We start from the raw sequence: 23,738 nt of genomic DNA, 5'->3' as shown, positions 1-23,738 counted from the left end.
GGGACCCTGACCTGGGACCCGGCGTCGCCCGCAAAGTCGTCGGTGACCGCCACAGTGCAGACGGGTTTTGTCAGCACCAACGTCGCCGGCTTCGGCGCGGCGATCTCCGACAAATACCTCGGCGCCAAGGCCAACCCCGCCGCGACCTTCGTCTCCACCGCCTTCCGCAAGACCGACGCCACCCACGGCCAGGTTGACGGCGATCTCACCCTCATGGGCAAGACGACGCCGGTGACCTTCGATGTCGTCCTGGTGGGCGCCGGCAAGGGCTTCGGCAAGCCGCGCATCGGCATGACCGCCACCACGAGGATCAAGCCGGCCGACTTCGGCATGCCGGCCGTCTTCGCCGACCCCATCGAGCTGGTGATCGACACCGAGTTCGAGAAGCTGCCCTAACGGCGCCGGAAAAGTCGCTTTCCCTGCAGGACCGCCTGGCGCAGGCTGTCGTTACTGGCGTGCCTGGGGGGGCTTTGCGTGACCACATCCACCGAGGCGGCGGGCCTGCCCGATATCTGCGCGGCCCGAGACCTGATGGGCCATCCGCGGGGTCTCTACTTCCTCAGTTTCACCGAGGTCTGGGAGCGGTTCTCGTTCTACGGGATGCAGGCCCTGCTGGTGCTCTACATGGTCGACCAGGCCCTGCGGCCAGGTCATATCGAGGCCATCGCCGGGATGTCGGCCTTCCGGGCGGGGCTGGAGAGCGTGTTCGGCCCGCTGTCGATCCAGGCGCTGTCCTCGCAGATCTTCGGCCTCTACACGGCCTTCGTCTATTTCACCCCACTGATCGGTGGCTGGATCGGCGACCAGGTGCTGGGGCAGAAGCGGACGGTGATCCTGGGCGCGGTGCTGATGGCGCTGGGCCACCTGCTGATGGCCTTCGAGGTGTCGTTCCTGATCGCCCTGCTGGTTCTGATCCTCGGCAGCGGCTGCCTGAAGGGCAATATCTCGGCCCAGGTCGGCGCCCTCTATGACCGGACCGACCCGCGCCGCACGCCGGCCTTCTCGCTGTTCAACCTGGGCATCAATGTCGGCGCCTTCATCGCCCCTCTCGTCTGCGGGACGGTCGGCGAGCTTTATGGCTGGCACCTGGGCTTCGGGCTGGCGGCGGCCGGCATGGTCCTGGGCCTCATCACCTACATCGCGGGCGGACGGCATCTGCCCGCCGACACCCTCAAGCCGCGTGGGAGCGGGCCACGCCCCAGCCTCGCGCCCGGCGACGGCAAGATCATCTGGGCCCTGGTGGCCATGCTGGTGCTGGGGACCTTCTTCGCCACCGCCTACGCCCAGGAGTTCAACGTCATGAGCCTGTGGTACCGCGACACCACCGACCGGCACATCCTCGGGTTCGAGACCCCGGTGACTTGGCTTCCGGCATTGGACGGGCTGTTCATCGTGGCCTTCACGCCGCTGGCCATTCGGCTGTGGGCCCGTCAGTCGGCACGGGGGACCGAGGCCAGCGACCTGGCCAAGATCGGCTGGGGCAGCCTGATGGGGGCGGCGGGCATGGTCTGCCTGATGATCGCCTCGATGATCGTGGCCGGCGGCGGCAAGCCCAGCCTGCTCTGGAGCGTCGCCTGCTTCGCCCTGTTCGCCCTGGGCTTCATCTACACCTGGCCGACGACTCTGGCCTTGTGTTCGCGCGCCGCCCCGGCCGCCATCGGTGGGGTGATCATGGGCCTGGCCTTCCTCACGGCCTTCGTCTCCAACTACCTGTGCGGCTGGCTGGGGACCTATTACGAGAAGATGTCCCCGGTCGGCTTCTGGGGCGTCCACGCGGCTATCAGCCTGGCCGGGGCCATCGGCGTCCTGCTGTTCTGCCGACCGCTGAACCGCATCCTTCAGCCGACGCCGAGCTGAGCCCAGATGGCGGTGGGGTCGAAATAGGGGCGCTCGGCGATGATCTTGTCGCTGTCCTTGGCGAACTCGAAGGCCGCCGCCATGCGGATGCGGAAGGGTTTGCCGGTCGCGTCATAGGTCTTGCCCTGGATGCGCAGCGGCCCCAGGTGCGTGCCCATCAGCCAGAACTCCACGAACACGGTGTCGGCGTCCTGGTGCAGGGCGATGACCTCGTTGGACTGGTCGGGGAACGGGGTGCGGGAGCGGCGGAAGTATTCCATCACCGCGGCGTCACCCTCCATGACCGTGCCCTGGCCGTAGAGTTCGTAGCGCGGCGTCACGAAGGTCGCCAGCACCGCCTCGAAGTCGAGCTCGGTCTCCAGCCGCATGTGGTCGCGGACGGTCTTCTCGCGGGCGGCGCGCAGATCCATGAGAACGTCTCCGGCGAGAGGGCCAGGACCGTCACCGCCTACCTGGGCTGGACGGGCCGGCGCACGGTGATGGTGTTGGCAGGCAGGTTGGACAGGACTTCCAGGCGCTGGAGCTCCTTGACGGCGGCCTTGATCATCTCCTCGCCCTGCGCCTCGTCGGCGGCGATGTTGCAGCCGGCCAGTTCGCCGTCCTTGAAGATGGCGATGATCAAAGGCAGGCCCTCGGAGGGGGCGGGATAGATCGCGCCGTGGATGCGTGCGGCCATGTCAGGTCCCCTGGGGTTTGCCGTCGAGGACGGTCAGTTTGCGGACGACGAGTTCGTCGATCTCGAGACGCTTGATGCGGGCCCGGCCGATTGTCAGGCGACCGATGGCCAGAGCCCCGATCGCCAACGCCCCCACCGCCAGGGCTCCAACGGCGAAGGACCCGAAGGCCACCGCGCCGACAGCGCCGGCGCCCACAGCTCCCGATCCCATCGCGCGGGCCGGGGTCGCCCTGGGCGCAGCCTTGGCGAGCGCCTTGGCGATCGTCCTGGCTGCGGGGGCGCGCTGCGTCACCGGTCCTTCTCGCGCTCGCCGATGGTGGCCTGGGCCGCGGCCAGGCGGGCGATCGGCACCCGGAAGGGCGAGCAGCTCACATAGTCCAGGCCGACCTTCTCGCAGAAGTCGATGGAGGCCGGGTCGCCGCCGTGCTCGCCGCAGATGCCGAGCTTGATGTCGGGCCGGGTCTTACGGCCGCGCTCCACGGCGATGCGGATCAGGTCGCCGACGCCTTCCTGGTCGAGGGTCACGAAGGGGTCGCGCTCGAAGATGCCCTTGTCGATATAGGCGCCCAGGAAGCGGCCGCTGTCATCGCGGCTGATGCCGAAGGTGGTCTGGGTAAGGTCGTTGGTGCCGAAGGAGAAGAATTCGGCATGCTCGGCCAGGTCGTCGGCGCGGATCGCGGCGCGGGGCAGCTCCACCATGGTGCCGACCCTATAGTCGATGGTGACGCCCTTTTCGGCCATCACCTGCTTGGCGACGCGGTCGGTGAGTTCGCGCAGGAACTTCATCTCCAGACCCTTGGAGACCAGGGGGTGCATGATCTCGGGGATCGGCGCGGCCTTGCCCGAGGCCACCACCTCGATGGCGGCCTCCAGGATGGCGCGGACCTGCATCTCGTAGATCTCGGGATAGGCGACGCCCAGGCGGCAACCGCGGTGACCCAGCATGGGGTTCACCTCATGCAGCTCCTTGGCCCGGGCCAGCAGCTTGGCGGCGTCCAGGCCGGTGGCCTTGGAGACGGCTTCCACATCCTCGGCGGTGTGCGGCAGGAACTCGTGCAGCGGCGGATCAAGCAGGCGGAAGGTGACCGGCAGGCCCTCCATGATGGAGAACAGCTGCACGAAGTCCTCGCGCTGCATGACCAACATCTTGGCGAGCGCCTGTTCGCGCCCGGCCCGGTCGTCGGCCAGGATCATCTCGCGCACGGCGGCGATGCGGACGGCGTCGAAGAACATGTGCTCGGACCGCACCAGGCCGATGCCCTCGGCGCCGAACTGACGGGCGGCGGCGGCGTCGGCGGCGGTTTCGGCGTTGGCGCGGACCTTCAGGCGGCGGATGGCGTCGGCCCAGACCATCAGGGCGGCGAAGTCACCGGTCAGCTCCGGCTCGATCATCTGCACGGCGCCGGCCAGCACCTCGCCCTTGGAGCCGTCGATGGTGATGATGTCGCCGGCCTTGAAGGTGCGGTTGCGGGCCCGGAAGGTCTGGGCCTCATCATCGATATAGAGCTCGCTGGCGCCTGAAACGCAGGGGCGTCCCATGCCGCGGGCCACCACGGCGGCGTGGCTGGTCATGCCGCCCCGCGCCGTCAGGATCGCCCTGGCCGCGTGCATGCCGTGGATGTCTTCCGGGCTGGTTTCCTCGCGGACCAGGATCACGGCCTCGCCGGCGGCGGCCATTTTCTCGGCCTCGTCGGCGTCGAACACCACCTTGCCGGTGGCGGCGCCCGGCGACGCGGGCAGGCCCGAGGTGATGATGTCACGCGGGCTCGCAGGATCGATGGTGGGGTGCAGGAGCTGGTCGAGCGAACCCGGCTCGATGCGCATCACCGCCTCTTCCTTGGTGATCAGGCCCTCATTGGCGAGGTCCACCGCGACCTTCAGCGCCGCCTTGGCGGTGCGCTTGCCGTTGCGGGTCTGGAGCATGTAGAGGCGCCCCTTCTCCACGGTGAACTCGATGTCCTGCATGTCGCGATAGTGCTGTTCCAGCTTCTCGACGACGGACTTGAACTCCTTGAAGACGTCGGGGAGGGCCTCCTCCATGGACGGCGACTTCTCGCCCATCTCCTCGCGGGCGGCCCGGGTCAGGGCCTGGGGCGTGCGGATGCCGGCCACGACGTCCTCGCCCTGGGCGTTGATCAGGAACTCGCCATAGAGGCGGGCTTCGCCGGTGGACGGATTGCGGGTGAAGGCCACGCCGGTGGCCGATGAGTCACCCATATTGCCGAACACCATCGACTGGACGTTGACGGCGGTCCCCCAGCTTTCGGGGATGTCGTGCATGCGGCGATAGAACTTGGCCCGGTCGTTCATCCAGCTGGCGAACACCGCGCTGATGGCGCCCCAGAGTTGGGCCTGCGGGTCCTGCGGGAAGGGATGGCCCAGTTCGCGCTCGACGGCGGCCTTGTAGGCGGCGACCACCTTCTCCCAGTCCTCGGCGGAGAGCGCGGTGTCGACGGTGACGTCGAGGCGCTCCTTCTGCTCGTCGAGGATATCCTCGAACATGTGGTGGTCCAGGTCCAGGACCACGGCCGAGTACATCTGGATGAAGCGGCGATAGCTGTCGAAGGCGAAGCGGCGGTCACCGGCCAGCTTGGCGAGGCCCTCCACCGTCTGGTCGTTGAGGCCGAGATTCAGCACCGTATCCATCATGCCGGGCATCGAGGCCCGGGCGCCGGAGCGAACCGAGACCAGCAACGGGTTGGCGGCGTCGCCGAACACCTTGCCGGTGATGGTCTCCACCGTGGCCAGACCGGCGATCACCTGGTCCTTCAGACCCTCGGGATACTGCTTTTCATTCGAATAGTAGTGGACGCAGGCTTCGGTGGTGATGGTGAAGCCGGGGGGCACAGGCAGGCCCAGGGAGGACATCTCGGCGAGATTGGCCCCCTTCCCGCCCAGCAGGTTCTTCATGGACGCATCGCCATCGGCGCCGCCTCCGCCGAAGGAATAGACCCAGCGCGACTTCGTCAGCGTATCGGTCGGCATCCTAGAGGTCTCCTAACCCGTCACCAGAGAGAAGTCCGCGACGCGACCCATCGCGTCGCGCACCTGCGCCAGAAGCCTTAGACGGTTCTCACGTTCCGCCGCGACCTCAGAGTTCACCAACACCTTCTCGAAGAAGGCGTCCACGGGCGCGCGCAGTCCCGACAGAGCACGCATCGCGCCCGCGAAATCTTCATTGTGCAATGCACGCGCCACCGCGGGTTCCGCAAGGGAAATCGCCCCGATCAGGGCCGTCTCCTCGGGCGGCGCACCCGCCATTCCAACCGCGGGCCCCGCCGGCAGCGGGCCCTTCTTTTCCTCGGCCTTGAGGATATTCCCGGCCCGCTTCTCGCCGGCCAGCAGGTTTTTGCCGTCTTCGGTTGTGAGGAAGCCGTCCAGAGCCTCGACCCTGGCCACGATACGCACCAGGTCGTCGTCGCCGAGCGCGAAGACAGCGTCCACCAGGTCGTGGCGCTTGCCCTGGTCGCGCAACACCACCTTCAGCCGGTCAGCGAAGAAGGCCATGACCTCGTCGGCCACCACGCCATAGGGGCGGAATTCGTAGATGACCTCGCCCTCGGGGGCGTCGCCGGCCGCGGCCGAGCGGTCGAAGCGGATGTCGAAGTCCTCCTGCGTGGCCACCACATAGGGCTTGCCCTCGAGCAGGGCGTCCTCGAACTCCTCGACATAGGTCTCAAAGACCTCCGAGGGGCTGCGCGACAGAGGGCCCAGATAGCCGGTGGTGCGCTTGGTGGAGACATAGAGGGCGCGGCCGGGATCGACGAAGCAGCGCAGGGACTTGTACCAGTCGCCCACCAGCTGGCGGACCGGGGCGCGGGCCTCCGAGCCCAGCAGGATGCGGATCACCCCCAGCGCCGCGCGGCGCAGGGCGTAGGGGTCGCGAGACCCCGTCGGCTTTTCGTTGATGGCGAAGAAGGCGGTGAGGGTGTCGAGCTTCTCGGCCAGAGCCACGGCCATGGTGACCGGCACGTCGGGCGCCTCGTCATTGGCGCCGACCGGACGGTAGTGGTCGCGGATCGCGTCGGCGACCACGCCGCTGATCTTTTCCTCACGGGCGTAATAACCGCCCATCAGGCCCTGCAGTTCGGGGAACTCACCCACCATGCCTGTGCCGAGGTCGGCCTTGGCCAGGCGCGCGGCGAGCACCGCCTTGGCGACGTCGGCGCCGACACGAGGCGCGATGGCCTTGGCCAGGATCTCCAGCCGCTCGACGCGCTCGTAGAGGCTGCCCAGCTTGGCGTGGAAGGTGACGCCCTTCAGCTTCTCCAGGCGGTCTTCCAGGGTGACCTTGCGATCCTCGTCCCAGAAGAAGCGGGCGTCGGAGAGACGGGCCGACAGCACCTTGGCGTTGCCGGCGGCGATCACCTTGCCCCCGTCGGCGGCCTCGATATTGGCCACGGTCAGGAAGTGTGGCGCCAGCTTGCCGGTGGCCGGATCGCGGACCGCGAAATACTTCTGATGGGTGCGCATGGAGGTGCGGATCACCTCGGGCGGCAGGTCCAGGAACGCCGAATCCATGTCGCCCAGGATCGGGGTCGGCCACTCGGCCAGACCCGAGACTTCGTCCAACAGGCCCTCGTCATCCACGAGGTCAAGGTTGCGCGCGAAGCAGAGGGTCTTGGCGCCCTCCAGGATGCGGTCCTTCCGCTCCTCGGGATCGAGGATCACGAAGTGCTTGGTCAGCTTCTCGGCATATTCGTCGAAGTCGCGCACCTTGAAGGCCTGGCCCGAGCCCATGAAGCGGTGGCCCTCGGTGACGTTTCCGCTCTCGATGCCATCGATGGTGAAGGGCACGACCTCCCCGTCGAACACGCAGACGATGCGTTTCAGCGGACGCACCCAGCGCAGGGTTCCACGGCCCCAGGTCATCGACTTGGGCCAGGGGAAGTCGCGGACGATCTTGTCGACCATCTCGGCGATGATCTCCGGCGTCGGCCGGCCCTGGCGATGGATGTGGGCGAACCAGACGCCGTCTTTCTCGACGAGTTGGTCGCGGGTCAGGCCGGTGGAGCGCAGGAAGCCTTCCATCGCCTGGTCGGGGGAGCCGACGCGGGGACCCTTGCGATCCTCATGACGGTCGCCCTGGGTCGTCGGCAGGCCCTCGGCCACCAGGGTCAGGCGGCGCGGACCGCCGAAGGATTTCACGGCCTCCGGGATCAGGCCCTCGCCCGCCAGATGCTCGCGGGCCATACGTTCGAAGTCGCGGGCGGCCTGGGCCTGCATGCGCGCGGGAATCTCTTCGGAGAACAGTTCGATCAGCAGTTGGGGCATGACTATCCTCCCTTCCCCCTCGATGGGGGAAGGGTCGGGGATGGGGGTGAACGCAGGGCGACGACGGACAGGACGCCCGTCGGCGCCCACTTGAACTCTTCCGTCACCGGTTCGCCCACACCCCCACCCAACCCACCCCCATCGAGGGGGAGGGCTTTGGAGGCGCGAATTTCGTGGGCGATCTTTTCGGCAAGGCCCCAGGGATCGCCCAGAGCCTCTTCATTGCAGAACCGCAGGACCCGGTAGCCCTGCGACTCCAGCCATTGTGTACGTTCGTGATCGTGAAACTGTGAAGCCACGAGATCATGGCGCGGGCCATCAAGTTCGATCACGAGCCGTGCGGCGTGGCAGGCGAAGTCGGCGATATAGCGACCGATCGGAGTCTGCCGCCGGATGTTCAGATCGAGCTTCCGCAATTCAGCCCAAAGGCGCTTCTCTGGCAGCGTCATCGCGCGACGCAGGTTGCGGGCCCGCGTGACAGCGCCCGGAAGGTGAGGAAGGCGTTCAAAGCTCACGCCTCGCCCCCTCGTTCTTCACCCAGGCGAGCGCGCACATCTTGGTCAGGTCGCGGATGCGGCCGATGTAGCTCTGGCGTTCGGCGACGGCGATGGCGCCGCGCGCATCCATCAGGTTGAACAGGTGGCTGGCCTTCAGCACATGGTCATAGGCCGGTAGCACGATGGCCTGGCCCTGAGGGCCCGTCATGGCCAGCAGGCGCGGGACCTGGGTCTCCATGTCCTCAAACTGCCGCTTCAGGGTCTCGACGTCATAGCCGTGGAAGTTGGCCTGCGAGTGCTGGCGCTCGTTCTCCAGGAAGACCTCGCCATAGGTCTTGGGCTCGGGGCCGTCGGGATCGTTGAAGGCCAGGTCGGTGAAGTGGTCGACGCCCTGGATGTACATGGCCAGGCGTTCCAGGCCGTAGGTCAGCTCGCCGGCCACCGGGAAGACGTCCAGGCCCCCGACCTGCTGCATATAGGTGTACTGGCTGACCTCCATCCCGTCGCACCAGACCTCCCAGCCCAGACCCCAGGCCCCGACGGTGGGGTTCTCCCAGTCGTCCTCGACGAAGCGGATGTCGTGCAGGCGGGTGTTGAGGCCGATCGCCTCCAGGCTGCCCAGATAGAGCTCCTGCAGGTTGTCGGGGTTCGGCTTCAGGATCACCTGATACTGGTAATAGTGCTGCAGACGGTTGGGGTTCTCGCCGTAGCGGCCGTCGCCGGGCCGACGCGAAGGCTGCACATAGGCCGCCCGCCAGGACTTGGGACCGAGCGCGCGCAGGACCGTGGCCGGGTGCAGGGTCCCTGCCCCCACCTCAATGTCATGCGGCTGCAGAATCACGCAGCCCTGACGGCTCCAATAGTCGTGCAATTTCAGGATAAGGCCCTGAAATGAAAGCGGCTTGTCGACGGGCATGTGAGCTGTTTCGCAGGCGCAAAAAAAGTCGGCGGACCATAGGGCCCGCCGACCTCTGCTTCAACCCACGTAGGGGGAGTCTTTAGTTGCCCCTGGGGGCGGTGCGGTTACCGGCGTTCGACAGCGGCTTGTAGAGCGCGCGGTTCTCCGGAGTGTCGGCCACCGGGCCGTTGGTCACCGTGGTGGTGGTGAGCGTGGCCGAGGTGTCGGTGCTCATGCCGGTGGAGGCCAAGGGCGTCGTGACGCTGGTGGAGGTCGTCGCATCGGCCGACGTGTCAGTGTCCATCGTCGGTACGGGATCGCCCGCCGGGGCGGTCATCGGCGCCGGCATGGAGTGCGTCGGCGGCATCATGGTCTGGGCCTGGGCGGCCCCGGCCATCAGTGCGGTGGCGGCGGCGGCGGCGAAAAGGATCTTGAGGGTCATGGTGGTTGTTCCTGGTGGTTCCTGAAGGAAGTCACGGCGACCGGAGGTCGCCGGGGGGGGCCCCGACTATTTCTTCTTTGGCAAAACCTGGGTGGCCGGCAAGGTCGTCGGCGCCTTGGCCGGCGCGGTGGCCGAGGCGGGAACGGCGGTGTTGACCGCCGCCATCGCGCCCGGCGGCAGCAGGACCTTGTCGACGACATGGATGATGCCGTTGGTGGCCATGACGTCGGCCTGGACGATGTCGGCGTCATTGACCTTCAGCGTCGCGCCCCCCTCCAGCTCGACGGAGGGGCCGGCGACCGTGGCGGCCTTGCGGGTCGCACCCTTGAAGGCCTCAGAGGGCACCTTGGCGTTGATCACATGGTAGATCAGCACCTTCTGAAGCTGCGCCTTGTTCTCGGGCAGCATGAGCTTTTCCAGCTCGTCGGCCGGCAGGGCCGCAAAGGCCGCATCGGTCGGGGCGAACACCGTCAGATCCTGAGTGTTCTTCAGCAGGCCGGTCAGGTTCGTCGCCTCGGCGGCCTTCAGGAAGGTGGTGAATTGGCCTGAGGCCTTGGCGGTGGCCACGATGTCGCCGGCGGCGACAACCTGCGCCCCCGCAGACACCGAAGCCGTCGTTTCAGACTTGGCGGCCGGCGTCACCGGGGCTGTGACCGCAGCCGTCGGGGCGGGGGTCGAGGGCGTCTTAGCCGTGGATTCGGCGACCGGGGCCTTGGCCGGCTTGGTGGCGGTTTGCGCCTGGGCGGCTCCGGCCACCAGGGCCAGGGCGGCGGTCGTCGTCAGAATGCGGTTCAGATTCATCGGGTCCTCGTGACGGGGTGAATGGATGCCCCCACTCGCCGAGTCCTCGGAGAAGCTCGGCCTGTCGGGCTGAAAAGCGCACGGCGCAGCCGGTGGTTGCCGCGATCACGGCGTCGTGAACAGGGGTTCGAAGCAACCTCACTGACCTCAGCTTCACCACGGCGATGCGCATTGTGGAGGCGCGTTCTGCGTAACAAGTGACCATGGGCTGGGCTGTGTGCCCACAAATCGGGCGCCCGCGGTCTTTTCCTTGATCAGAAGTTACCGCGCGCCCGTCCTGGCCGCCGTGTCTCGATAGCGTCGCCTTGCCGTCGAGGGGGCTGAACTCACGACGGGTCGGGAATTCACCACGGGCGTGCCGAACTTTGGGGCTGCGCAGGAGCGAGCGATGAAACTGATCATGGCGATCGTCAAACCTTTCAAGCTGGACGATGTGCGCGAAGCGCTCGTCGCCGCCGGCGTCGAGGGGCTGACGGTCTCGGAAGTTAAGGGCTACGGCCGGCAGAAGGGGCAGACGGAGATCTACCGGGGCGCTGAGTACCAGGTGAACTTCGTCCCCAAGGTGAAGCTGGAAGCCGTGGTCGACGACAGCGCCGCGGCCAAGGCCGTCGAAGCCGTCAAGGCCGCCGCCGCCACCGGCAAGATCGGCGACGGGAAGATCTTCGTCCTCAATGTCGAGGACGCGGTTCGCATTCGGACCGGCGAGTCCGGCACTGCGGCGCTCTAGAGCGCAGCGCGAACTCATCGGGACAAGGGGATAGCACATGAAAACATTCGGATTTAAGCGGCTGGCAGGCCTGATCGCCGCCGCCACCCTGGTCGGGGCGCCCTTGGCGTTCCCCGCCTTCGCACAGGACGCCGCGCCGGCGGCCATTGAGGCCGTGGCGCCGGAAGCCGCTGCGCCAGACGTCGCGCCGGCCGCCGAAGCCGCGGTCGCCGCCGACGCGCCCGCGCTGCTGGCTCACCAGGCCAAGCTCGAACTCGACGGCTCCGGCACGGCCTGGATCCTGACCTCCACCTGCCTGGTCCTGATGATGACCATTCCCGGCCTGGCGCTGTTCTACGGGGGCATGGTCCGCCGCAAGAACGTCATCGCCACGGTGGCGCAATCCTTCGCCGTCACCTGCGTGGTGACGATCGTCTGGATGGCCATCACCTACGGCATGGCCTTCGGCGTGAACCCGGACGAGACGCTGAACAAGTACGTCGGCTCCTTCGACGTGCTGTTCCTCAATGGCGTCACCACCGAGACGGCCTTCGCCTCGGCCGCCGGCCTGCCTGAGATGCTGTGGATCGTCTATCAGATGACCTTCGCCATCATCACGCCCGCCCTGATCGCCGGCGCCTTCGCCGAGCGCATGAAGTTCTCGGCCCTCCTGCTCTTCACCACCCTGTGGGCGGTCTTCGTCTACGCGCCCATCTGTCACTGGGTCTGGGGCGGCGGCTGGCTCTCGGGCGCGGGCGTTCTCGACTTCGCCGGCGGCACCGTCGTTCACATCAATGCTGGCGTCGCCGGCCTGATGTGCGCCCTGGTTCTCGGCAAGCGTAAGGGCTACGGCGCGGAAAACATGGCGCCGTCCAACCTCGTCTACACCATGATCGGCGCCAGCCTGCTGTGGGTGGGCTGGTTCGGCTTCAACGCCGGTTCCGAATGGGCCGCTGACGGCATCGCCTCGGCCGCCATGCTGAACACCCAGATCGCGGCCGCCGCGGCCGCCCTGTCCTGGATGATCGTCGAGTGGGTCGAGCGCAAGAAGCCCGGCATGCTCGGCCTGGCTTCCGGTGCGGTGGCGGGTCTCGTCGCCATCACCCCGGCCGCCGGTTTCGTGAACCCGCAAGGCGCTCTGATCATCGGCATCATCGGTGGCGGCGCGGCCTATGTCGGCGCGGTCTGGCTCAAGCGTCTGCTGAAGTATGACGACAGCCTCGACGCCTTCGGCGTGCACGGCATCGCCGGTATCGTCGGCGCCCTGCTCACCGGCGCTCTGGCCGATCCGGCCATCAACAGCCTGGGTGAAGGCGCCAGCGTCGCCAAGCAGGCCCTGGGTATCGTCGCGACCATCGCCTGGTCCGGCGTGGCCACCTTGATCATCCTGTTCATCTGCAAGTTCACCACCGGCCTGCGTGTCTCGGAAGAGGGCGAAGTCGAGGGTCTGGACCTGTCGCTGCACGGCGAAGCGCTGCACGAATAGTTCGACCATATCCAAGCGTTGGGAACGGGGGTCCTTCGGGGCCCCCGTTTTCGTTTGGGCCTACCCCGCCCGCCAGTCGGCCCGGGTGAGCGCGTACGCCACCTCCCCGTGCTCCGCACCCGGCAAGGGATCGTCCCATTCCAGGTGGAAGGTGCGCAGATAGGCCATCCCCGCCTTCTCCATGACCCGCCGCGACCCGGAATTGACCGCCATGGTCTGCCCCCAGATGCGCGCGAGCCCCAGCTCACCAAAGCCCAGGCCCACGACGGCGCGGACCGCCTCGCTGGCGTAGCCTTGCCCCCACGCCGCGCGGACCAGTCGATAGCCGAGCTCGGCCTCGTCGCCCTGTATCCGCAACGACGCCCAGCCGAGGAAGCCCCCGGTCGCCATGTGAAAGATGGCCCAGGTCCGGCGTCGCAGCAGCGCCGGAAGGCTTTGCGTCTCCACCACCTCGCGCGGTTCGCCCGCGCCCGTGATGAAGGTCATGACCTCCCGATCACCGTGCAGGGCGACCAGGTGTTCGAGATCATCCGGCGTCAGGGCCCGCAGGCGCAGGCGCTTGGTTTCCAGCGGCACGTTTCCTCCCCGGCAATTCCCGAGCGGCGATCCTATCGTGGCGGCGTCGTCGATGGCTGTCGACCGGTGGGGGCAAGGGCGATCACCTCGGCCACGGCCCCGATCACGACCTCGGGGCGGTCGATCTGGATATTGTGCCCGCTGTCGGTGACGTGACGCCTGACACCTCGGGTCGAAAGGGCGGCGAGCGCGTCCTGCCCCGCCTCCAGGGTGGCGAGGAAGGCTTCCGCCTCCTCGGTGGGCAAGGGCGGCGCGCTCCGCAACCCCGCCGACAGGACCACGAGCGGCAGGTCGCCGAGCAACGCCCTAGTGTCGGGTCCGCCAAGAGCGCTGGCCGTCTCGATGGCTTCGCACTCCGAGATATGGGTTCGCCAGTAGCCAGCCGTCAGGGCGGCGTCGCGGCGCTGGAGGTTCAAAGCTTCTGGGAGTTGGGCGTTGGGTTCGGGAACGTATTGCGCATACTCCGCGAGCCCCGGCCGCAAGGCGCCCGACCGTGCGCAGGCCGCGACGTAGCGGAGCTGGTTCAGGTAGTTCTTCCAGGCAGGCCGCCAGCTTGGCGCGGCGGCCTGCTGTCGCAAAGTCCAATCGTCGGCGGCGGTGTCCACAAGCACCATGCCCACAACCTCTTCGGGATGGTGACGGGCGAACCAGCGGGTCTCGAAGCCGCCATTGGAGGCGCCCACCAAGACGTAGGGCGGGGCGATTCCGGCGGCCTTCAGCGCGGCGCGCAGATCGCCGACGACCCGTGGCGTCGTGCGCGGAAAGGGACCGGGATCGCTGAATCCGAGGCCGGCGCGGTCGTAGGCGACCACGCGGAAGTCGCGGGCAAGTTTCGAATGCACGCGGGCCCAGACCAGGGTGGTGCTGTGATCGCCACCGCACAGCACCACAGAGGGACCGCCCTCCCCCAGGTCGAGCAGGTTGATCCAGCGCCGTCGATTGATTCGGACCCGCTTTTGCGGGCGGGCATAGAGGTCGAGGTCCGAGATGATCATTCAGATTTCCTTTGGCGCAGAGCCGCGCGACCGCAGTCCACAAAGGGACGGCGCGTGGCGATAGGTTGGAGATGAGGGGGTTCGGCGGCGCGGGGCCTGCCGGCTGCGGTCGGACCGCAGTGGACGCCGGTGAAGACCGGCTCAAGGTGACGCTAGCGCAGGTTCTGCGGCGCGACTAGGCCCAAGGACCGCCGAGGCGGCAGCGCTGGACCCACCAGTCGGGTTTCATGGCCATGATCCGCTCGGCCAGGGTCTCGGCCTCCACCTCGCTCTGGCACAGGGCGAAGCAGGTGGCGCCCGAGCCGGACATTCGGGCGATCAGCGCCTCGGGTTCGTCGGCGAGGGTCGCCAGCACGTCGCCGATGGCCGGCGCCAGGGCGACGGCGGGGGCCTCAAGGTCATTGCGCATGGTGGCCAGCCAACCCGCCAGTTCCTCGACGGACTCAAAGGCGTCGGGCATGGGCGGCGGCGCGACATCTCCGAACACCCCGGCGGTGTCAAAGGCGGCGTAAACGGCGGGGGTCGAGACCAAAGCGCCCGGATTGACCAGAACCGCCTCCAGGATGGGCAGGTCAGGGGCCGGCGACAGCCGCTCGCCCCGCCCCTGCGCCATCACCGGGCGCCCCCAGAGGCAGGCCGCGCCATCAGCGCCCAGTCTGGCGGCGACGGCCTCCAGCTCGGCATCGTCCAACCGGGGGCTCATCTCATCGCGCAGCAACCTCAGGGCCGCGCCCGCGTCGCTGGAACCGCCCCCCAGGCCCGCCGCCACAGGCAGGCGCTTCTCGAGCGTGAAGGCGCTCAGAGGCTGGGGGCCCCGGGCCTGGGCCAACAGAGCGCGAGCTGCGCGCAGAACCAGGTTGTCGCCCTCCCCCGCCAGCTGTTCGGCGAAGGGACCGCGCACCTTCACGGCCAGGGCGTCACCGCCGTGCAGGGTCACCCGGTCGCCGGCGTCGGCGAAGACCATCAGGCTGCAGAGCGGGTGGTAGCCGTCGGCGCCCGGCGCGCCCACGTGCAGGAAGAGGTTGATCTTGGCGGGCGCGAGGGTGTCGCCGGCCATCGGCCTACTGCCCGGCGACGCGGGGGCTCTGGGCCGGTCCCGCGGGACCAAGGCCCGAGGCCAGCTTGGTGGTCACTTCGTCCTTCATCTTGGCGTCGGGGTCGAGCGTGAGAACCCGTTTCCACTGGAACTCCGCCTCGTCTCGGCGGCCGACACGCCAGTAGGCGTCGCCCAGGTGGTTGTTGATGTCGGGATCGCCGGCCTCCAGCTCGATGGCTTCCTCGAGTTTCTCGACGGCCATCTTGAAGTCGCCCAGGCGGAAATAGGCCCAGCCGAGGCTATCGATCATCGCGCCGGACTTGGGATTGGAGGCGACGGCCCGCTGCACCATGGCCAGGGCCTCGGGCAGGTGCTCGCCGCGATCGATCCAGGAGTAACCCAGATAGTTCAGCAGTTCGCTGTCGTCGGGACGAATCTTGAGGGCGGCGCGCAGATCGGCCTCGCCGTCCTGCCAGCGGCCGGAACGGTCATAGGACACGCCGCGCGCATAGAGCAGCCGCCAGTCACCCGGCCGGGCCGATATCACTTCGGTGAGAATCTGAGTGGATTCCGCGAACTGCTCGTTGACCCGCAGCATGTCGGCCAGGGTCACCTTGGCGTCGAGATCGCCGGAGGCGGCGGCCTCTCGGGCCATCTTCAAGGCCGTCTCGCTATCCTTGGCGTTCTGGAAACTCCAGGCCAGCTTCGAGCGGGCGGCGGCATATTCGGGCGAGCCGGGCTTGGGCCTGGCATAGGCGTCGCGGGCGGAGTCGATATCGCCTGCGGCCTCCATCAGGCCTCCCGCCATCAACCAGGCTTCGTTGCGGTTGGGGTCAAGCCGCAGGGCCAGGCGCAGGTAGACCAGGCCGATCTGGTCCTGCTTTGCGGCGAGCATCGAGGCGGCGGGCGCCATCAGAGCCTGGGCCGCGCCTTGGCGCAGAGTGGGCGCGGGCGGGGGCGACTTGCCGGCCGCGGCGCGGGCCTTGGCGGCCAGCAGGATGGTGTTGGAGGGCTCATCGGCCAGGCCCTTGTCATAGATCGCCACGGCGTCGAGGCGTTTGCCCCGCCGTTCCAGGAAACCGCCATAGGCCAGGATCACCATGTCGCCGGGATTTTCACCGCCGGTCAGCGCCTTGAAGTCGGTCTCGGCCTCGTCGTAGCGCTTGGCGCGCTCATAGAGATAGGCCTGCCCCAGCATGCCGAAATATTCGACGACCTTGTCGTTGCGCAGTTCGGGCCGCACCACAGCGCCCTCAGCGTCGCCGCTCATGGCCGAGGCCCAGGGGGCAAGCAGGGCCCCGGCGCCCTTGTGCGGGAACCCCACCCGCTCGGGGACCAGCAGGGCCTTGGCGACCTTGCCCTGGTTGGTGGACATGGCCTCCACGGCCTGGACCATACGCCCCAGTCGCTTGGCGGCCTCTGAAGATCCGTCGCCGGTGGGGGCGAGGGCCGCGGCCTTGGTGATGTCGCCGGCCAGAATCGCTGCGGTGAAGGCGCGCTCGGCGATCAGGTCGTCTTCCGCGCCGCCGGCCTGGGCCTGCTCGAAATAGGCTGCCGCCTGGGCGCCGCGACCGTCGTTCAACGCGCCCTGCCCGGCCAGGAACAGGCCGTAGGAGGAGCCACCCAGGTCATGGAGGCTGGCGAGATCGTCCGCCGGCTGAGTGGCGCAGGCGGCCAGGAGGACGAGCGGGGCGACGCAGACGAGCAGGTTACGCATAGGCTTGAACCTCAACGCTTTCCGTCCGCGCCGCAAGCTTGGCCGCCGCCAGCGCGACCAATCACCCTACATATTCGGGTAGTTCGGCCCGTCTCCGCCCTGCGGCGTGGTCCAGTTGATGTTCTGCGACGGATCCTTGATGTCGCAGGTTTTGCAGTGAACGCAGTTCTGGAAGTTGATCTGGAACTTCGGGTTCTGGCCGGCCTCGTCGTAGAGCACCTCATAGACGCCCGCCGGGCAGTAGAGCCGAGCAGGCTCGCCGAACCGGGGCAGATTGACGTCGATCGGGACGCTCGCGTCCTTCAGCTTCAGGTGGGCCGGCTGGTTCTCGTCGTGGTTGGTGGCCGACAGGAAGACGCTGGAGAGCTTGTCGAAGCTGAACACACCGTCCGGCTTGGGATAGACGATCGGCTTATAGTCCTTGGCCAGGCCCGTGGACTCGGCGTCGCTCTTCTCGTGGTGCATGGTTCCGAAGATCGAGAAGCCGCCTAGCAGGCTGGTGCACCACATGTCGATCATGCTGAGCATCCCGCCCAGGCCCGTGCCGAACTTCGACAGGATCGGCTTGGCGTTGCGCACGAGGTTCAGCTCCTTGCGCACCCAGGACTTCTGGTAGGCCTCCTCATAGGCCACGAGGTCGTCGCGCTGACGCCCGGCTTGAAGCGCGGCGTAGGCCGCCTCGGCGGCCATCATGCCGCTCTTCATGGCGTTGTGGCTGCCCTTGATGCGGGGCACATTGACGAAGCCCGCGCAGTCTCCGAGCAGCACTCCTCCCGGGAAGTAGAGCCGCGGCACGGACTGCAGCCCGCCCTCCGAGATCGCACGCGCGCCATAGGAAATCCGCTTGCCGCCCTGAAGGTGCTTGGCGACGTCGGGGTGGGTCTTGTAGCGCTGGAATTCGTCGAACGGCGAAATCCACGGGTTCTTGTAGTTCAGGTGCACCACGTAGCCGACCGCCACGTAGTGGTCGCCAAAGTGGTAGAGGAAGCCGCCGCCGCCGGTCTTGTCGTCCAGCGGCCAGCCTGCCGCGTGCTGCACGAGACCGGGGCGGAAGACCTCATCTGGCACCTGCCACAGCTCCTTGAGGCCAATGCCGTATTTCTCCGGGTCCGCATCCTCGCCCAGGCCGAACTTGGCGCGCAACTGCTTGGACAGCGAGCCGCGCACGCCTTCCCCGATGAAGACGTACTTGCCGTGCAGTTCGATGCCCGGCTGATAGTCGGGCCCGTGGTTCCCGTCCTTCTGGATGCCGAACACGCCGGCGACGACACCTTTCAGCGCTCCGGTCTCGTCGAACACCGCTTCGGAGGCGGCCATGCCGGGATAGATCTCGACGCCCGCCGCCTCGGCCTGCTGGGCCAGCCAGCGGCAGACGTTGCCGAGCGAGGCGACGTAGGTTCCGTGGTTGTGCACCAGCGGCGGCATGGCGAAGGTCGGAAGCTGCAGCGAGCCCTGCGGCCCCAGCAGCAGCCAGCGGTCATCGGTGACCGGCGTCTCCAGCGGCGCGCCCAGCTCCTTCCAGTTCGGGAAGAGCTCGGAGATGCCCTTGGGATCGATGACCGCGCCCGACAGGATGTGGGCGCCGACCTCGGAGCCCTTTTCGAGAACCGCAACGGTGATTTCCGCACCCGCCGCCTCGGCCATTTGCTTCAGGCGGATCGCGGCCGAAAGGCCCGAGGGGCCGGCGCCGACGATCACCACGTCGTATTCCATGGCCTCGCGTTCGATGACGTCGCTCATGATCCCCTCAACTCCTCTGGGCCGCGCGTCGGGGGTTCCCCTCCCCTTACGCCGCGCGACGTTGATCCGTTCGCCGACTTATCGGAAGCTTGTCGGTCGCCGGTCAAGGGTGAACTCCGTCGCAACAACGATTACAAGGACGCATGAACCCCGCCTCGCGTGACATCGCCGCCGAAAGCCTGCTCGCCTTCTGGGCCGAGGCCGGGGTCGACGCCATGCTGCTGGACGAGCCCTTCGACCGCATCGAGGCGGGCAAGATCGCCCCGATCCGCCTGCCGGAGAAGCCGGTCGCCGCCCCGATCACGGCCCGCGCCGCGCCCTCCGCGGGCCCCGACGTCACCGCCGCCGTGGCCGACGCCAGGCGCATGGCCGCCGCCGCACCGGATCTGGAGGCCCTGAAGGTCGCGATTGAGGCCTTTGACGGCTGCTCGCTGAAGTTCGAGGGCGCGGCGCGCCAGTCGGTCTTCTATCGCGGCTCGACCACAGCCCCACTGATGGTGATCGGCGAGGGCCCGGGCCAGGAAGAGGATATCCAGGGCCAGCCCTTCGTCGGCCGCGCCGGCCAGCTGCTGGACAGGATGTTCGCCGCCGCCGGCCTCACCGACCAGGTGTTCATCACCAACTCGGTGTTCTGGCGACCGCCCGGCAACCGCAATCCCTCGCCGGGTGAGCAGATGGTCTGCGCGCCCTTCCTCGAACGCGCCATCGAACTGCTGAAACCCCGCATGCTGCTGCTGGTGGGCGGACCCTCGTCGAAGTCCATGCTGAAGCGGGAGGAAGGCATCCTCTCCTTGCGCGGACGCTGGTTCGAGTGGAAGTCGACGGACGGCGCGATCGAGCTGCCGGCCATGCCCACCCTCCACCCGGCCTTCCTGCTGCGGCAACCGGCGGCAAAGAAGAAGGCATGGAGCGACCTACTGACACTCACCGAGCGCCTCAATCGACCCGAACGTCCTTAACGGCGCCCCCTGCGGCGCGAACGCACTTTCTCTTCATCAATAAGGGCTCTAAACGTCCCAGGTCATTGAGAAATAGGGTCACGCCAGACCAGCCAAGATGCGGCGGCGTGAAATTGGGCATGACGCAGACGAAGCGCGTGCGGATCGCGGCCCTGGCCCTGATCTGCGCCACGATCGCGGGGAAGGCGCTGGCCGGCAGCCCGCAAGTCCTGACGCCAGCTGACGCTCAAGCCTATATGCGGGCCTTCGAATCCGTCGATCGCGGCGACTTCATCGACGCCACGATGCAGTCGATCGAAATCAGCGACCCCTCGCTCTCCGGCTACATCACCTATCGCGGCCTGATGCACCCGACGGCGCACAAGTCGAACTTCGACGAACTGTCCGGCTGGCTCTCGCGCTATGCCGACCTGCCGGTGGCCGAGCGCATCTACAGCCTGGCCAGCAAGCGAAAGAGCCCTGAACTGGCCCCGCCGACCGTGCCCGGCCTGATCGGAACCGACTGGAGCCAGATCGAGCTAGTAGCCCCGGGTTCCGGCGGCCCCTTCGACGCCGACAACGCGCGGCTGGCCCGGGAAGCCTTCTATTCCGGTGACTCCAAGCGTGCGCTCGACCTCGCCCGCGCCGTGGGTGAACGCTGGATCGCCGGCATGGCCGCCTATCGCCTGCGCCGCTACGACCAGGCCGAGGCGGAACTTTCCAAGCTGGTCCAGGACACCGAGGAAGACATCTGGGTCCGGGCCGGGGCCGCCTATTGGGCCGCCCGCGCCGCCGAGGCGCGTGGGGCCACGGATCGGGCGGAGATCTATCTGCGCCAGGCCGCCGGATCGCCCCACACCTTCTACGGCATGATCGCTGAGCGACAGGTGGCCTTGCGCGGTCTTGGCCCGGCCACCCCCATGTCGGAGGCTCAGCCCTATCAACCCCGCGCCCGCAACGTCCTGAAGACCTCCTATGGCGGCTCCATGGCGGAGGTCACCCGGATGATGCGCGACGACGGCCGCGCCCATCGCGCCGCGGCCCTGGCCCAGATCGGGCGCGTGCCGGAAGCCGCGCAGGAACTGCGCGCCGGCCTGGCGCTCGCCCGCACGCCAGACGACCGCGCCCGCTGGGTGAAGCTGGCCGCTGTGATCAACGAGGGCCTCGCGGAGGACATGATCGCCGCCGGCCCCAAGCGCCGCCGCGGCGAGCCGGACTACCCGACCCCGAACCTGAACCCCCGCGAGGGCTTCAAGGTCAGCAAGGCCCTGGTCTACGCCATCGTGCGCCAGGAGAGCCGCTTCAATCCGGGGGTCGTCTCCCCTGCCGGCGCCGTGGGCCTGATGCAGTTGATGCCGGACGCCGCGGCCCACGCCACCGGCGACAAGCGCCTGCGCGACGACATGAGCCCGCTGTTCGACCCCGGCTTCAACCTGAAGGTCGGCCAGGACTACCTCGGCTGGCTGATGGGTGAAGGGGTCGGCTACGACATCCTGCGCACGGTCGCGGCCTATAACGGCGGTCCCGGCACCCTGCAGAAGACCGCGATGATGCTGGGCGACGACGACGAGAGCCTGATGGTCATCGAGTGCATGCCGGCGCCGGAGACCCGCAACTACGTCGAACGTGTCATGGCCGCCTACTGGACCTACCAGAAGAAGTTCGGCCAGGAGTCGCGGACCCTCGACGCCCTGGCCACGGGCCAGAAGTACATCGACGTCCGCTGGGACGCGCCCCTGCCTGCGCCCAAGGTGGTGGTGGCCGACGACGAGACCAGGGGCCCGGCAAAGGCCGGCAAGAAGGCCAAGGACGGCAAGCGCGGCTAAGGCCTCGCTTCGTCCTCAATCTGCGACTAGCTCTGTCTGAGAGGCTTGAAGTGGCAGGCCACGACGCACCCGGGCACGGAGGCCAGATTGAGCGACAAACCCCGTAAACGTCTGCCCCTGCGTTTCCTGACCCTGGCCGAGATCGTCGCCGTCGTGGCCGTCGTGGTGGCGGTGCTCGGCTATTGGGACAGCCACCGCGAACGCACCCAGGAGTCGCGCGAGAAGGCTCTGGCCGCCCGCGAGCGTCAGGTCGAGGCTCGGGCCAACGCCATGAAGCAGGCCTTCTTGATGACCGGCGCGCCGGAAGGCTCGGGCGACCGCATCCGCCTCTCCACCCTGCGCCCCGAACAGGTGATCCAGACCCAGACCATCTGGTTCCCCAGGGAGATTCGCGGCCCCAGCGTCGAGACCACGGGCAACCCGCGCCTGGAAGTCAGCTGGATCGAGGACGGCCTGCGCAAGGCCAAGTCCAAGGAAGGCCGCGTGCCGGTGGGCGTGCTCACGGTCTTCATCGAGGACGGCCAGACCAAGACCGACCGGGCCATCTACCAGGTTGGCTACAGCCTGCATTCCCGAACGCTGCGCAAGGCCGAGGTGGACCTGGACGGCCTCTCGTTGGGCCGTCGCGGGGTCACCGGCGACCTGCAGGCCGCCGCCGACACGCTCTGGGCGGCGCGCTAGCTATTTCAGAGTGGCCAGCCGCCCGAACTGGCGGCGCAGACCCACGAGATCGGCGTCGGGGCGCAGATTGCCAAGCTCGCTCTTGCGCACCAGCAGGCCCCACGGGCCGGGTTTCAACCGGTCCATGATCGACCCGCCTTCGGTCTGCCCCTTCAGCCCCGCCGAGCGCCCCTGCTTGATCCCACGCGCCACCCGGTCGGCCCAGTCGTGGGTCAGGCGGATGTCGGCCGGGAGCACCAGGATCCAGTCCTGCCTGGCCCGCTTCATGGCCGAGGCGATGCCGTCGGTGATCACCTCAACCCCGGCATCGTCGCAGATCATCAGGGTGGGGTCGGTGGAGCCCTCGTCGGCCGCCATCACCTCGCGCACCAACCCGTCCACCGCCGCTGGCACCAGGATCGGCAGCAGGTCCTGCAGGTCGGCGGAGGAATTGAAGGTCGGGATGATCACGCTGAGCATGGCGCCACAAGCGATGTGTCGGCCGCGATGGTCAAGGCGCCCTCCCCCCGCCCGTGCCGCACGGCTATTAATTCAGCCTTGCCTTATATAAGCTATAACTACTATGATGGGCCATTGAGAAGGAGCCCGTGATGAACATCGATGTCCCCGCCATGATCGGCGCCGTCATCCGTGAAGTCGCCGTGCGCGAACAGGACGGAAAGCCCGCCCGCGCGGTGATCGCCACCCGGACCTATGACACCACGGTGGACGACCTGTGGGAGGCCATCACCAGCCCCGAGCGTATCCCCCGCTGGTTCCTGCCCGTCACCGGAGACCTGGAGCTGGGCGGTCGCTATCAGCTCCAGGGCAATGCCGGCGGGACCATCACCGCCTGCGAACCGCCGCGGCGGCTGTCCCTGACCTGGGAGTTCGGCGGCCAGGTCACCTGGGTCAATGTCGCCCTCACCGAGGCCGGCGACGGCGCCCAGCTCGAACTGGAACACATCGCATATGTAGACGAGGACCACTGGGCCAAGTACGGCCCTGGCGCCGTCGGCGTCGGCTGGGAGCTTTCCCTGATGGGTCTGGCCCTGCACCTGGAGAGCGGCGCGGCGGTTGATCCCGAGGCCTTCGCCGCCTGGTCCGCCTCCGCCGACAGCAAGGCCATGATGACCGCCAGCGGAACCGCCTGGGGCGAGGCTCACGCAGCGTCCGGCGAGGACCCCGAAACAGCCCGCGCCTCAGCCGCCCGCACCGTCGCCTTCTATACAGGCCAGGGGTGATGCACGCCTTCGACGTCCTGGGCGATCCGGTGCGCCGCCGCATCCTGGAACTGCTGGCGCAGGCCGAGCACAGTTCCGGCGATGTGGTGTCGGCGGTGCAGGCCGAGTTCGGGATCACCCAATCGGCGGTCTCCCAGCACCTGAAGGTGCTGCGGGACTCAGGGTTCGCCACCGTCCGGATTCAGGGCCCACGCCGCCTCTACGCCCTGGACACCGCCCCCCTGCAGGAGGTCGACGCCTGGCTCGGTGGCTTCCGGGCGTTCTGGATTCCGAAGCTGGAGGCCTTGGCGACGGAGGTGGCGCGGGGCAAGAAAGCGCGAAGAAACACCGGCTAGTTCTTGCTTTGTTCTCATTCCTGCCCTTGGATGT

At 67.8% G+C, this 23,738-nt stretch carries 24 protein-coding genes; 9 read left to right on the top strand and 15 right to left on the bottom strand.

What is annotated here, in order from left to right:
* A partial coding sequence (locus AAC997_RS18290; protein WP_340647138.1) for a YceI family protein occupies positions 1-396 on the top strand: 396 nt, incomplete at its 5' end.
* 78 nt (positions 397-474) lie between these two features.
* Positions 475-1,857 (top strand): peptide MFS transporter, encoded by a 1,383-nt coding sequence (locus AAC997_RS18285; protein ID WP_340647137.1) that lies wholly within the window; start codon positions 475-477, stop codon positions 1,855-1,857.
* Here the strand turns inward: AAC997_RS18285 and AAC997_RS18280 are convergent.
* From AAC997_RS18280 to AAC997_RS18240, 9 genes are all read right to left on the bottom strand, one after another.
* Complete coding sequence (locus tag AAC997_RS18280; protein WP_340647136.1) at positions 1,839-2,267, bottom strand: nuclear transport factor 2 family protein; 429 nt, start codon at positions 2,265-2,267, stop codon at positions 1,839-1,841. The genes AAC997_RS18285 and AAC997_RS18280 overlap by 19 nt on opposite strands.
* 38 nt (positions 2,268-2,305) lie before the next feature.
* On the bottom strand, positions 2,306-2,533 hold the full coding sequence (locus AAC997_RS18275) for a hypothetical protein (protein ID WP_340647135.1): 228 nt from the start codon (positions 2,531-2,533) through the stop codon (positions 2,306-2,308).
* 1 nt (position 2,534) lies between these two features.
* A complete protein-coding gene (locus AAC997_RS18270; protein ID WP_340647134.1) occupies positions 2,535-2,825 on the bottom strand; it encodes a hypothetical protein in 291 nt (96 codons plus the stop codon).
* On the bottom strand, positions 2,822-5,518 hold the full coding sequence (ppdK, locus tag AAC997_RS18265) for a pyruvate, phosphate dikinase (RefSeq protein ID WP_340647133.1): 2,697 nt from the start codon (positions 5,516-5,518) through the stop codon (positions 2,822-2,824). Before ppdK ends, AAC997_RS18270 begins: the two co-directional genes overlap by 4 nt.
* Before the next feature lie 12 nt (positions 5,519-5,530).
* Complete coding sequence (gene glyS, locus AAC997_RS18260) at positions 5,531-7,807, bottom strand: glycine--tRNA ligase subunit beta (protein WP_340647132.1); 2,277 nt, start codon at positions 7,805-7,807, stop codon at positions 5,531-5,533.
* A 2-nt stretch (positions 7,808-7,809) separates the two neighbouring features.
* A complete protein-coding gene (locus AAC997_RS18255; RefSeq protein WP_340647131.1) occupies positions 7,810-8,322 on the bottom strand; it encodes a DUF559 domain-containing protein in 513 nt (170 codons plus the stop codon).
* Complete coding sequence (locus tag AAC997_RS18250; RefSeq protein ID WP_340647130.1) at positions 8,312-9,220, bottom strand: glycine--tRNA ligase subunit alpha; 909 nt, start codon at positions 9,218-9,220, stop codon at positions 8,312-8,314. The genes AAC997_RS18255 and AAC997_RS18250 overlap by 11 nt, the downstream gene beginning before the upstream one ends.
* An 82-nt stretch (positions 9,221-9,302) precedes the next feature.
* Positions 9,303-9,644 carry a hypothetical protein gene (locus AAC997_RS18245; protein WP_340647129.1) on the bottom strand — a complete coding sequence of 114 codons (342 nt, stop codon included), beginning with the start codon at positions 9,642-9,644 and terminating at the stop codon, positions 9,303-9,305.
* 66 nt (positions 9,645-9,710) lie between these two features.
* On the bottom strand, positions 9,711-10,445 hold the full coding sequence (locus tag AAC997_RS18240; protein WP_340647128.1) for a fasciclin domain-containing protein: 735 nt from the start codon (positions 10,443-10,445) through the stop codon (positions 9,711-9,713).
* Between the two features lie 388 nt (positions 10,446-10,833).
* On the opposite strand from AAC997_RS18240, the gene AAC997_RS18235 reads away from it, so the two are divergent.
* Together AAC997_RS18235 and AAC997_RS18230 are read left to right on the top strand one after the other, a co-directional pair.
* Entirely contained in the window at positions 10,834-11,172 is a 339-nt protein-coding gene (locus AAC997_RS18235; RefSeq protein ID WP_215339866.1) for a P-II family nitrogen regulator, read from the top strand.
* A gap of 37 nt (positions 11,173-11,209) precedes the next feature.
* Positions 11,210-12,637, top strand: a complete 1,428-nt coding sequence (locus AAC997_RS18230; RefSeq protein WP_340647127.1) for an ammonium transporter — start codon at positions 11,210-11,212, stop codon at positions 12,635-12,637.
* A 60-nt stretch (positions 12,638-12,697) separates the two neighbouring features.
* Here the strand turns inward: AAC997_RS18230 and AAC997_RS18225 are convergent, their stop codons facing one another.
* The 5 genes from AAC997_RS18225 to AAC997_RS18205 all read right to left on the bottom strand — a co-directional run bounded on the left by AAC997_RS18225 (position 12,698) and on the right by AAC997_RS18205 (position 18,701).
* On the bottom strand, positions 12,698-13,213 hold the full coding sequence (locus tag AAC997_RS18225; RefSeq protein ID WP_340647125.1) for a GNAT family N-acetyltransferase: 516 nt from the start codon (positions 13,211-13,213) through the stop codon (positions 12,698-12,700).
* 32 nt (positions 13,214-13,245) lie between these two features.
* Entirely contained in the window at positions 13,246-14,208 is a 963-nt protein-coding gene (locus AAC997_RS18220; RefSeq protein ID WP_340647124.1) for an alpha/beta hydrolase, read from the bottom strand.
* 175 nt (positions 14,209-14,383) lie between these two features.
* On the bottom strand, positions 14,384-15,265 hold the full coding sequence (locus AAC997_RS18215; protein ID WP_340647123.1) for a 4-(cytidine 5'-diphospho)-2-C-methyl-D-erythritol kinase: 882 nt from the start codon (positions 15,263-15,265) through the stop codon (positions 14,384-14,386).
* Positions 15,266-15,269: 4 nt separating this feature from the next.
* A complete protein-coding gene (locus AAC997_RS18210) occupies positions 15,270-16,961 on the bottom strand; it encodes a tetratricopeptide repeat protein (protein ID WP_340647122.1) in 1,692 nt (563 codons plus the stop codon).
* A 66-nt stretch (positions 16,962-17,027) separates the two neighbouring features.
* Positions 17,028-18,701, bottom strand: coding sequence for an electron transfer flavoprotein-ubiquinone oxidoreductase (locus AAC997_RS18205; RefSeq protein ID WP_340647121.1), 1,674 nt, complete (start codon positions 18,699-18,701; stop codon positions 17,028-17,030).
* A gap of 143 nt (positions 18,702-18,844) precedes the next feature.
* On the opposite strand from AAC997_RS18205, the gene AAC997_RS18200 reads away from it, so the two are divergent.
* The 3 genes from AAC997_RS18200 to AAC997_RS18190 all read left to right on the top strand — a co-directional run bounded on the left by AAC997_RS18200 (position 18,845) and on the right by AAC997_RS18190 (position 22,146).
* Positions 18,845-19,660, top strand: coding sequence for a uracil-DNA glycosylase (locus AAC997_RS18200; RefSeq protein ID WP_340647120.1), 816 nt, complete (start codon positions 18,845-18,847; stop codon positions 19,658-19,660).
* Between the two features lie 119 nt (positions 19,661-19,779).
* Positions 19,780-21,465: a lytic transglycosylase domain-containing protein gene (locus AAC997_RS18195; RefSeq protein ID WP_340647119.1), complete on the top strand. Its 1,686-nt coding sequence runs from the start codon at positions 19,780-19,782 to the stop codon at positions 21,463-21,465.
* A gap of 87 nt (positions 21,466-21,552) precedes the next feature.
* A complete protein-coding gene (locus tag AAC997_RS18190) occupies positions 21,553-22,146 on the top strand; it encodes a hypothetical protein (RefSeq protein ID WP_340647118.1) in 594 nt (197 codons plus the stop codon).
* On the opposite strand, the gene AAC997_RS18185 is transcribed toward AAC997_RS18190, so the two are convergent.
* Entirely contained in the window at positions 22,147-22,605 is a 459-nt protein-coding gene (locus AAC997_RS18185) for a glycosyltransferase (RefSeq protein ID WP_340647117.1), read from the bottom strand.
* A gap of 131 nt (positions 22,606-22,736) precedes the next feature.
* On the opposite strand from AAC997_RS18185, the gene AAC997_RS18180 reads away from it, so the two are divergent.
* Together AAC997_RS18180 and AAC997_RS18175 are read left to right on the top strand one after the other, a co-directional pair.
* On the top strand, positions 22,737-23,369 hold the full coding sequence (locus tag AAC997_RS18180) for an SRPBCC family protein (RefSeq protein ID WP_340647116.1): 633 nt from the start codon (positions 22,737-22,739) through the stop codon (positions 23,367-23,369).
* Positions 23,369-23,704, top strand: coding sequence for a metalloregulator ArsR/SmtB family transcription factor (locus tag AAC997_RS18175; RefSeq protein ID WP_340647115.1), 336 nt, complete (start codon positions 23,369-23,371; stop codon positions 23,702-23,704). Before AAC997_RS18180 ends, AAC997_RS18175 begins: the two co-directional genes overlap by 1 nt.
* The last annotated feature ends 34 nt before the right edge of the window (positions 23,705-23,738 follow it).

Origin of the sequence: Phenylobacterium sp. (genome assembly GCF_037968635.1) — a bacterium.
In the GTDB taxonomy this organism is placed as follows: Bacteria; Pseudomonadota; Alphaproteobacteria; order Caulobacterales; family Caulobacteraceae; genus Phenylobacterium.
Note: the sequence above shows the minus strand (reverse complement) of the source record. Positions and strands in the feature narration are given on the sequence as shown.

Excerpts from the sequence above, each read along its gene's own strand:
- AAC997_RS18180 (WP_340647116.1), top strand. The coding sequence starts at position 22,737 with ATGAACATCGATGTCCCCGCCATGATCGGCGCCGTCATCCGTGAAGTC.
- AAC997_RS18250 (WP_340647130.1), bottom strand. The coding sequence starts at position 9,220 with ATGCCCGTCGACAAGCCGCTTTCATTTCAGGGCCTTATCCTGAAATTG.
- AAC997_RS18240 (WP_340647128.1), bottom strand. The coding sequence starts at position 10,445 with ATGAATCTGAACCGCATTCTGACGACGACCGCCGCCCTGGCCCTGGTG.
- AAC997_RS18245 (WP_340647129.1), bottom strand. The coding sequence starts at position 9,644 with ATGACCCTCAAGATCCTTTTCGCCGCCGCCGCCGCCACCGCACTGATG.
- AAC997_RS18185 (WP_340647117.1), bottom strand. The coding sequence starts at position 22,605 with ATGCTCAGCGTGATCATCCCGACCTTCAATTCCTCCGCCGACCTGCAG.
- AAC997_RS18220 (WP_340647124.1), bottom strand. The coding sequence starts at position 14,208 with ATGATCATCTCGGACCTCGACCTCTATGCCCGCCCGCAAAAGCGGGTC.
- AAC997_RS18200 (WP_340647120.1), top strand. The coding sequence starts at position 18,845 with ATGAACCCCGCCTCGCGTGACATCGCCGCCGAAAGCCTGCTCGCCTTC.
- AAC997_RS18215 (WP_340647123.1), bottom strand. The coding sequence starts at position 15,265 with ATGGCCGGCGACACCCTCGCGCCCGCCAAGATCAACCTCTTCCTGCAC.
- AAC997_RS18205 (WP_340647121.1), bottom strand. The coding sequence starts at position 18,701 with ATGAGCGACGTCATCGAACGCGAGGCCATGGAATACGACGTGGTGATC.
- AAC997_RS18195 (WP_340647119.1), top strand. The coding sequence starts at position 19,780 with ATGACGCAGACGAAGCGCGTGCGGATCGCGGCCCTGGCCCTGATCTGC.
- AAC997_RS18230 (WP_340647127.1), top strand. The coding sequence starts at position 11,210 with ATGAAAACATTCGGATTTAAGCGGCTGGCAGGCCTGATCGCCGCCGCC.
- AAC997_RS18210 (WP_340647122.1), bottom strand. The coding sequence starts at position 16,961 with ATGCGTAACCTGCTCGTCTGCGTCGCCCCGCTCGTCCTCCTGGCCGCC.
- AAC997_RS18175 (WP_340647115.1), top strand. The coding sequence starts at position 23,369 with ATGCACGCCTTCGACGTCCTGGGCGATCCGGTGCGCCGCCGCATCCTG.
- AAC997_RS18275 (WP_340647135.1), bottom strand. The coding sequence starts at position 2,533 with ATGGCCGCACGCATCCACGGCGCGATCTATCCCGCCCCCTCCGAGGGC.
- ppdK (WP_340647133.1), bottom strand. The coding sequence starts at position 5,518 with ATGCCGACCGATACGCTGACGAAGTCGCGCTGGGTCTATTCCTTCGGC.
- AAC997_RS18280 (WP_340647136.1), bottom strand. The coding sequence starts at position 2,267 with ATGGATCTGCGCGCCGCCCGCGAGAAGACCGTCCGCGACCACATGCGG.
- glyS (WP_340647132.1), bottom strand. The coding sequence starts at position 7,807 with ATGCCCCAACTGCTGATCGAACTGTTCTCCGAAGAGATTCCCGCGCGC.
- AAC997_RS18235 (WP_215339866.1), top strand. The coding sequence starts at position 10,834 with ATGAAACTGATCATGGCGATCGTCAAACCTTTCAAGCTGGACGATGTG.